The sequence below is a fragment of the Streptomyces sp. NRRL B-24572 genome (assembly GCF_002156145.1).
GTDB classification, from domain to species: Bacteria; Actinomycetota; Actinomycetes; order Streptomycetales; family Streptomycetaceae; genus Streptomyces; species Streptomyces vietnamensis.
Genome location: NZ_MWIG01000487.1, coordinates 1 through 264 on the forward strand (window position 1 = coordinate 1; position 264 = coordinate 264).

The 264-nt window shown below is 76.5% G+C and carries 1 protein-coding gene; it reads right to left on the reverse strand.

What is annotated here, in order from left to right:
• Positions 1–264 (reverse strand): SDR family oxidoreductase (locus CCN56_RS27400; protein WP_179200000.1); only part of this gene is annotated, 264 nt, incomplete at both ends.

Consider the following 264-nt stretch of genomic DNA (forward strand, 5'->3'; position numbering starts at 1 on the left):
CGGTCAGCACCCGCTCCAGGCGCTGCCGGGCGGCGGGCCCGTCCTGGGCGCGCACCAGGCAGTGCACGGTGGCCCCGGTGTGCTCCAGGAGGGCGTCGAGCAGGAAGGCCCCGAGGAAGCCGGTGGCGCCGGTGAGGAGGACGTCCTTCTCGCCGCCGGGCCGTTCGTGGGCGGTGTAGCCGTGGATGCCGTCGCCGAGGTGGATGTCGGCGCGCATGGCCTCGACGGGGGCGGCGGGGATCTCGTCGCCCGCTCCGGCCTCGT